Annotated in this window: 7 protein-coding genes; 2 read left to right on the top strand and 5 right to left on the bottom strand. The window is 61.9% G+C overall.

Annotated features, from left to right (window positions below; all coding sequences use genetic code 11):
- Positions 1–582: transposase (locus NKH12_RS29310; RefSeq protein ID WP_352956318.1), on the top strand; the 582-nt coding region annotated here is incomplete at its 5' end.
- A 99-nt stretch (positions 583–681) separates the two neighbouring features.
- Here NKH12_RS29310 and NKH12_RS29305 read toward each other — a convergent pair.
- On the bottom strand, positions 682–1,671 hold the full coding sequence (locus tag NKH12_RS29305) for a helix-turn-helix domain-containing protein (protein ID WP_352956317.1): 990 nt from the start codon (positions 1,669–1,671) through the stop codon (positions 682–684).
- A gap of 130 nt (positions 1,672–1,801) precedes the next feature.
- Here NKH12_RS29305 and NKH12_RS29300 point away from each other — a divergent pair, with 130 nt between their 5' ends.
- A complete protein-coding gene (locus NKH12_RS29300) occupies positions 1,802–2,449 on the top strand; it encodes a cysteine hydrolase family protein (protein WP_352956316.1) in 648 nt (215 codons plus the stop codon).
- 72 nt (positions 2,450–2,521) lie between these two features.
- Here NKH12_RS29300 and NKH12_RS29295 read toward each other — a convergent pair whose 3' ends face one another.
- The 4 genes from NKH12_RS29295 to NKH12_RS29280 form a co-directional block, all read right to left on the bottom strand.
- Positions 2,522–4,201, bottom strand: a complete 1,680-nt coding sequence (locus NKH12_RS29295) for a formate--tetrahydrofolate ligase (protein WP_352956315.1) — start codon at positions 4,199–4,201, stop codon at positions 2,522–2,524.
- A 317-nt stretch (positions 4,202–4,518) separates the two neighbouring features.
- Complete coding sequence (locus NKH12_RS29290; RefSeq protein ID WP_352956314.1) at positions 4,519–4,914, bottom strand: ester cyclase; 396 nt, start codon at positions 4,912–4,914, stop codon at positions 4,519–4,521.
- 159 nt (positions 4,915–5,073) lie between these two features.
- Positions 5,074–6,216, bottom strand: a complete 1,143-nt coding sequence (locus NKH12_RS29285; RefSeq protein ID WP_352956313.1) for a DUF2333 family protein — start codon at positions 6,214–6,216, stop codon at positions 5,074–5,076.
- A 50-nt stretch (positions 6,217–6,266) separates the two neighbouring features.
- Positions 6,267–7,565, bottom strand: a complete 1,299-nt coding sequence (locus NKH12_RS29280) for a DUF6638 family protein (RefSeq protein WP_352956312.1) — start codon at positions 7,563–7,565, stop codon at positions 6,267–6,269.
- Positions 7,566–7,678 lie beyond the last annotated feature (113 nt).

Below are 7,678 nucleotides of genomic sequence, written 5' to 3'. Positions count from 1 at the left end.
GCCGATCCGGCGTTGCCCGAGACGCTCGGTTTGACACTGGTCGATGTTCGCGAGGTGTCGAAGCCGAAAGACGGCAGCGAACCGGTGCATTGGCGCTTGCTGACCACCCACAGTGTCGCCACCGTGGCCCAGGCACGCCGTGTCGTCGACCTCTACCGCTCGCGCTGGGTCATCGAGGAGTTCTTCCGCACCCTCAAGACGGCAGGCTTCGACATCGAGGCAGCCGACATCGGCGACCCGCACGCCATGATCAACTTCGCCGCCGCCGCCACGATCGCTGCCGTCACCATCAAGCAACTCGTGCAGGCCCGCGACGGCAACACCGATCAGAGGCTCAGCGATGCTTTCGATCCCGACGACCGTCCCATTCTCGAAGCCGTCTCTGCCAAGCTTGAAGGTAAGACCGAGCGACAACGCAATCCCCATCCCAAAGGATCTCTGGCCTTCGCAGCCTGGGTTATCGCTCGCCTCGGCGGCTGGACCGGCTACTACGGCAAGCCAGGCCCCAAGGTCATGCGCATCGGCCTCGCCGAATTCTCCGCCATCAAATACGGAGCAACGCTCGATGTTCATGATGTGTGAATCCGATAGGTCACTATACGGGGAGAAATGCCCGGCAGGGCAATGAGGGGCAGCGCAAACCTGAGCGATTGTCCTGGGATCGAGCGCCAGTCGAAAATCTCACCTGGGCGCGTGCGCCACGCGCTCGTCCTGAGCGTTCTTCGAGAATTCGCGCCGGTACTGCGCGGGCGTGGTCCTGAGCCGCGCCGCGAAATGTTGGCGCAGCGATGTGGCGCTGCCGAACCCTGACTCGAAGGCAACCATGTCCATCGATTTTTCCGTCGCTTCCAGCAGCCGCTGCGCCAGCGCGACGCGCTGATCGGTCAGCCAGTCGCCGAAGCTGGTGCCGATCGATTTTTGAAAGCGGCGCGTGAATGTCCGGCGGGTGAGGCCGGCGGCATCGGCGACACTGTCCAGGCTGTGCGCCTCGCCCAGCGTCTTGCGCACCGCGTCGAGGGCTTGGGTGAAGCGGTCCGCATTTTCGGTCCTGGAGATCGGGCGTTCTATGAACTGTGCTTGCCCGCCCTGCCGATGAGGAGAAAGCACGATTTGCCGGGCGAGGCGCAGCGCCGCCTCGGCTCCGCAGCGGGCCCGCACGATATGCAGGCAGCAGTCGAGCCCGGCGGCGACGCCGGCCGAAGTCACGACGTCGCCATTGTCGATGTAGAGCACCTCGGGCTCGACGAGAATGTGGGGATAGAGTGCCTGCAGCCGATCCGTGTAGGCCCAGTGCGTCGCGGCTCGCCTTCCCGAAAGCAGCCCGGTCGCCGCAACAGCGAATGTTCCCAAGCACAGTCCGACAATCAGCGCGCCGCGCCCGTGCGCGCGACGCAACGCCTCGATCAGTGCCGCTGGCGGTGGGACTTCGAGGTTCTTCCAACTGGGTACGATGATGATGTCGGCGCTATCAAGCGCGGAAAGCCCGTGCGGGACGCTGATGGTCAGCCCCGCATCGGTGCGGATCGGCCCTTTCTCAATCGCGCAGACCCGGAAGTCGAAGCGCGGCAGGCCGAGCGCCGTGCGATCCTCTGCGAATACAAGGCACGGCACGGAGAGGTGGAACGGGCTGATGCCATCGAAGGCGATGGCGGCAACGATCGGATCGGCCATGATGAGCACCAATGAGGGTTAGGTTCGGATTGTCCCAATTCTTTCGCACAATGTCAATTGGGACACTTTTTGCGGGCTGATGCCGAGCCTATCCTCAGCCCATCAATGTCAAACGGGAAAGGAAAACCCCATGTCGGAATCAGTCAACGGCAAACTGCCGCGCCGTGCCCTCATCGTCGTCGACATCCAGAACGACTATGACGGCGGCAACCTCACCATCCAGCACCCGCCGTTTCGAGAGAGCGTCGTCAATGTAGCGCGGGCGATGGACGCTGCCATTGAGGCGGGCGTCAAGGTCGTGGTTATCAAGCAGTTGGCGCCGGAAACGTCGCCGATTTTTGCCAAGGGCAGCTATGGCGCAGAATTGCATCCCCAGATCGCCAGGCGAAGCCGCGATCATTACGTCGAAAAGACCTTGCCGAGCGCCTTCACCGGTACGGACCTCGAGGACTGGTTGCGCGCCAACGCCATCGATACGATCACCGTCGTCGGCTACATGACGCATAACTGCGATCTGTCGACGGTCATCCACGCTGTCCATATGGGTTTTGCCGTGGAGTTCCTGTCCGACGCCACCGGCTCTGTGCCCTATGCAAACAGCGCCGGCTACGCCTCGGCCGAGGACATCCATCGCGTGGTGACTGTTATCCTGCAATCGCGCTTCGCGGCCGTTCTCAAGGCCGCCGAATGGATTGACTGTCTGAAGACCGGTACGCTGCCCGAACGCGACACGATCTTTGCATCCAACCAGCGCGCGCTGGCGCGGAGCGCCGCTTAGAAAATTGTCGCGGAGAAGCAAAGAGGGCGCCGCAGCGAGGCGGCGCCCTTGTCGTTCCGGCCATCAAAATCCTTAGAACAGACCTTCGATCTGGCCTATCTCGTTCAGGAAGATCTTCTCCGAGGACGGCGCCTTGGGCAGGCCGGGCATGGTCATGACCTCGCCGCAGATGACGACGATGAAGCCGGCGCCGGCAGACAGCCTGACCTCGCGCACCGGCACGGTGTGGCCGGTCGGCGCGCCGCGCAGGTTCGGGTCGGTCGAGAAGGAATATTGCGTCTTGGCCATGCAGACCGGCAGGTGGCCGTAGCCGGCGTGTTCCCAGGCGTGGAGCTGGTCGCGCACCGACTTGTCGGCGATCGCTTCGGAACCGCGATAGATGCGCTGGACGATGGTGTTGATTTTCTCGAACAGCGGCATGGCGTCGGGATAGAGCGGCGCGAACTGCGACGCGCCGGATTCGGCAAGCGCCACCACCCTACCGGCGAGCTCCTCGATGCCGGCCGAGCCGTGGGCCCAGTGCTTGCACAGGATCGCCTCTTCGCCCATCGAGGCCACGTAGTCCTTCATCGCCTGGATTTCAGCGTCGGTGTCGGAATAGAAATGGTTGATGGCGACCACCGCCGGCACGCCGAACTGCCTGATATTCTCGACGTGACGGCCGAGATTGGCGCAGCCCTTCTTCACCGCCTCGACATTCTCCTTACCGAGGTCTTCCTTCTTGACGCCGCCATTCATCTTCATGGCGCGCACGGTGGCGACGATGACGGCTGCCGCCGGCTTCAGGCCAGCCTTGCGGCACTTGATGTCGAAGAATTTTTCGGCACCGAGATCGGCGCCGAAACCGGCTTCGGTGACGACATAGTCGGCAAGCTTCAGCGCCGTCGTGGTGGCGACGACCGAGTTGCAGCCATGCGCGATGTTGGCGAACGGGCCGCCATGGACGAAGGCCGGGTTGTTCTCCAGTGTCTGCACCAGGTTGGGTTGCATGGCGTCCTTGAGCAACACGGCCATGGCGCCGTCGGCCTTGAGGTCGCGGGCGTAGACGGCCGACTTGTCGCGGCGATAGGCGACGATGATGTCGCCGAGGCGCTTTTCCAGGTCCTTCAGGTCGGTGGCCAGGCAGAGGATCGCCATGACTTCCGAGGCGACGGTGATGTCGAAGCCACCCTCGCGCGGAAAGCCGTTGGCGACGCCGCCGAGCGAGCAGATGATCTCGCGCAGCGCGCGGTCGTTCATGTCCATGACGCGGCGCCAGACGACGCGGCGGATGTCGATGCCGAGTTCGTTGCCCCAGTAGATGTGGTTGTCGATCAGCGCCGAAAGCAGATTATGCGCCGTGGTGATGGCGTGGAAATCGCCGGTGAAGTGGAGGTTCATGTCCTCCATCGGCACGACCTGCGCATAGCCGCCGCCGGCCGCACCGCCCTTGACGCCGAAATTCGGCCCGAGCGAGGCCTCGCGGATGCAGACGATCGCCTTCTTGCCGATGCGATTGAGACCGTCGCCGAGGCCCACCGTCGTCGTCGTCTTGCCCTCGCCGGCGGGAGTCGGGTTAATAGCAGTAACGAGGATCAGCTTGCCGTCCTTGTTTGCCTTCACCGACTTGATGAACTCGGCCGAGATCTTCGCCTTGTCGTGGCCGTAGGGCAAAAGATGCTCGCTCGGAATGCCGATCTTCTGGCCGATCTCCTGGATCTGCTTCTTGTCGGCGGCGCGCGCGATCTCGATGTCGGACTTCACTTCGGCCATGGCGGCTTTCCTCTGGATTGGACGGTGGAAGGGGACGGGTTTGATCAGTGTGGTCGCAAGCCTGTTCGAAAAAGCCTGGCACAGCAGGCGAGGGCACGTTCTAACCCTGTCGCTGCCGCGGCGTCAACTTGCATGCAACTATGTTTCCTATAGAGAAAGACGGCTCTGTGTTTCCCGGTCGACCTGTCCCGGATCTTCGCCCGGTTGTCGCGCCGTATAGAAGCCAGAGCACGCGCAGTCCTGCCGTCTCAAAACAGCCGCGGAATGCACGGAATGCGACAGGGTTCGAGCGCCGGTCGGCGCTTCGAGCGGTCGCGTCAGAATGCGCCGATCTGGTGCATCAGCCCCAAGCCGTCAAGCTGGCCGAAATGTTCGACCACGAGGCCGTTCTCAATGCGATCAATGTGAATCACACCAACCGAGACGCAATTTCCGCTCGGTTCGACGCCATGGAAGATGCCGGTGTGCGTGCCCTGAAAACGGCAGCGCGTGACCACCTTGTCGGCATCGCTGACATAATCGTCGATGACGTGATGTCCGTCCGGGAATCCGGCAAAGAACTCGGTCAGGGATTTGCGCCAGTCATCTAAGCCGATCGGGTTGGCACTGCCGAGATGAACGGCGAGATCTGGGGAAACCAGACTGGCCAGTTTGTCCCAGTCTTGCTCGTCGATCGTGGCATAGAAGTTTCGAGCAACTTCCCGGATATCCATTGCGTGTCCTCGCTGGCTGCCGCCCAGCGGTTGAACGACGACGAGGCAGTCAGGTTCCGCTCTCCGCGATGCGGCCGACCTATTGCCTCGACACGTTGCTGATCTCGACCAGCGACAGCGGTGATTTCAAGCCAAGACGTCTGTCACCATTCGCTTCCTTCACCGATCCAGAACGGACCTGACCTCGACGAGGTTCGATCGCACCCTAAGCACATAGAATCCCATCGTGGTAAGGTGGGTGGGCATGATCCAGCCATCCTCGCGACCGTTGGAAATTATCAAAGGCTGGATGGCGAGCGCGGCCTTGAGCTGGCCTTCCACGCTGTTCCACAGCGGCGTGAGACCGCGATTGTCGAGGATCTGCTGGAAGTCGTGGTGCGCCGCCGTCAGGATGCCGTAATAGCCGTAGAGCTGGCCGTAGGCGAACCAGAAGCGGTCGTCAGCGCGCGTGTCGAACCAGCCGCTGTTGAAATTCTGCGAACGGTCGCGGATCAGGTCCGACGTCGAGCCTATGTCACTCGCGATCCGGTCGACGAACTGCAACAGGTTGTCGGCGCGCGCGTTGAAGACAACCTCGCATTTCATGAGCCGGTCGTTGAAGGCGCGAAGGCTGTTCGCCGCCGTGCGATAGAAACTCGGCGTCGGGGTTTTCGGACCAAAGGGCCTGAGGCCGAAATACCAGGTTTCCTCGTCGAAGGTGATCGCGCCGCGCGCATCCTGCAGGTTCTGGTCGATCTGGCTGGTGCCGCGGACGCGGCCCAGCGTGTCGACAAGCTCGACCGCGGTGCGCCGGATGGCCTGATTGACCCCGCGCTGGAACGAGGCCTTGTTGTCGAGAAACGGCGTGCGGTCCCAGTCCATGCCGAAGAACCCGAGCTTGTAGAGTATCATCGACGAGATCCAGGCGTTCTCGTTGACGTTGAAGTCGATGAGATCAGCCGCGACCTGGACTATGGCCGAGTTGGTGCAGGTCTTGACCTCTCCCTCGACGCCAGCGGTTTCCCCCGTGGCGGAAGGAGCGGGCTGGGCCGGAGCGGCTCCGGCCGGCTGCTTGAAATTGTATGCCTGCGCATAGGCGGGATTGAAATTGCTCCAGACCTGCGTGTTCCAGATGAAGTAGCCGTAGAGGCCGATCAGCGCGAGCAGGGCGAGGCCGAGCACCGCCTTCAGGATCCAGCCGCGCTGTGTGTACCAGTGCCCGGCCCATATGAACGGCCACAGGATCACGCCGACGGCGAAGCCGATGCCGCGGCCGATCCACTGGAACATCCGTGTGAAGAAATTCACGATCGGATCAAGCATGGCGATGTCACCCCTCGTCAGTCAGCCAAGAATTCGATAAGGTTAGGCATTCAATCGGTAAGGCCGTAGAGGCGTGTACGAAACGCCACCTTGTCTTTCAGATATGTGGTTTTCAAAACGTCCACAACATGCGATCGCCAGGCGTCGCTGAAGCCGTCATAGTCCCTGTAGAATCCCGGTTTGTTGAAGACGTAGCGCGAGACGAAGTCCTGCGGCACGAAATCCGAGATCAACTGGTTGGTCAGCCAAGCGTCGGGATGGCCGGGCTTCGCCCGGATCGCCAGGAAACGCTGCTGCGGGAACACGTCCTCGATCTTGAGATAGCCGAGATGAGCGATCTCGCGCTTGGCGGCGTTGAGAAAGGGGAAACTGCCGTCCCTGGTGATCAGGTCGGCATGGCTGTGGATCCAGGTCTGCAGCCAGACCTTGTCGACGTCGGTCAGATTGCGGTCGGGCTCGGCGTCGCGGATCAGCGCGCGCACCACCATCTCGGCGCGATGTTCGAGATAGCCCGATGTTTCGATCCACGAGGCACGCGGCAGTTCGATGCGGCCGGTCGCGGCGAGGAACTTGAACACCCTGTCGGCATCATTGATCGAGAGGTAGCTCACTTGCCACGGCCGCGAGCGGCGGAAGCCGGGTGCTGCCGGGTCGCTGATCACCGTCGTCATATCAGGGTCGATGAACACATAGAGCCCGCCGAAATGGCTGGTCCAATAGGCGCTGTGGCGAAAGATCACCTGATCCGGCACCAGCGCGTTCTCGCGGATGTCGCCGCAGATCTTGGCCAGCTCCACCATGCGGGTGAGCATGGCGCTGTCGCGCCAGGCGTCCGGCTCCTGCTTCAGCTGATCGACGAGCTTGCCGAGTTCGGCGGCCTTGCCGAGCACGTCCTCCGCCGACAGCACCTTGAACTCGACCTGGTTGATCGACAGCAGATCCTCGATGTCGTCGACCTTGGGGACCGAATCCTCGATCTCGCCGTAGATGACATCCTTGATGGTCAGCGCGTCGATGGCGCGCTGATTCTTCGACATGAACTCGAACATCAGTTGCGAGGTGTTGGAAAAGGCGGTGTGCACCACCGGCAGGTCGATCTGCGACGGCGTCAGGATGATGAAACGGCGGTTGATCTGGTTGGGATCGAGGTAGTTATAATCGCCGCATTCTTCGGCCACCTGCGGCGAGAAGCCGGTGCGGTCGATCTCGAAGCCTTTCAGCTTCGTCGGCTTCAGGCCGAAGGCGACCAAAGCCTTGTTGTAGCGCTGGATGAGATGCGGCTCGTCAATAGTCAGCAACCGGCCGTAGATCAACTCGTTCTCGCGCAAAAGGTCGGATTTTTTGGCCACTATTCCTTCTCCCCGTTCACGGCAGGGCTGTCCGGGGAAAGTTATTCATATATGAAGGCCATCTGATTGGGAGAGGCTCGGTCTTTTGGTCGGCTTGGATTGACCGGTGGCGG

The sequence above is a fragment of the Mesorhizobium sp. M1322 genome, from assembly GCF_040318085.1.
Lineage (GTDB): Bacteria > Pseudomonadota > Alphaproteobacteria > Rhizobiales > Rhizobiaceae > Mesorhizobium.
The sequence above is the reverse complement of the archived record's forward strand: the minus strand, read 5'-3'. Positions and strand labels throughout refer to the sequence as shown.